Annotated in this window: 1 pseudogene; it reads left to right on the top strand. The window is 72.9% G+C overall.

Features of this window, described 5'->3' with window-relative positions:
• Positions 1–253 precede the first annotated feature (253 nt).
• Positions 254–517, top strand: a pseudogene (locus tag NS354_RS13040) (mannose/fructose/sorbose PTS transporter subunit IIA); the annotation flags it as partial.

The raw sequence follows: 517 nt of genomic DNA, 5'->3' as shown, positions 1-517 counted from the left end.
GACGGCCCGCGCACGACCGGGGACGGCTACTACGAGACCGCCTTCCTGGATGCGGAGGGCAACCGCATCGAGATCACCGTCTGACCCCGCCGCCGCGCCGTCATACTCGCGCGCCTGCCCGCCTCCGATCTCCGGCGGAGCTACACTGAGCGCGCCGAGACGCGCCGCACCGCCCGCCCCGGCTCCACCCATCACTTCGGGACCGGGCTTCCGCACGGAGGCGCCGTCCCGCCGCACCATCGGAGGATGACGTATGGTCGCGATCATCGTCGCAGCGCACGGGGAGACGGCCCCGGCGCTGCTGAAGACCTCCGGCATGATCCTCGGGGAGATCGAGGGCGTCACCCCCGTGACGTTCCTGCCCGGCCAGGGCCCCGAGGACCTGCTGGAGGCCTACGCAGCCGCCGTCGGCCCGGAGGAGGACGTGCTGCTGCTCGTCGACCTCTTCGGCGGCAGCCCCTACAACGCCGGAGCCCGCTTCGTCGCCGAACGCGAGCACGCCGACGTCGTCACCGGC

The organism is Leucobacter chromiiresistens, assembly GCF_001477055.1.
GTDB classification, from domain to species: domain Bacteria; phylum Actinomycetota; class Actinomycetes; order Actinomycetales; family Microbacteriaceae; genus Leucobacter; species Leucobacter chromiiresistens_A.
Note: the sequence above shows the minus strand (reverse complement) of the source record. Positions and strands in the feature narration are given on the sequence as shown.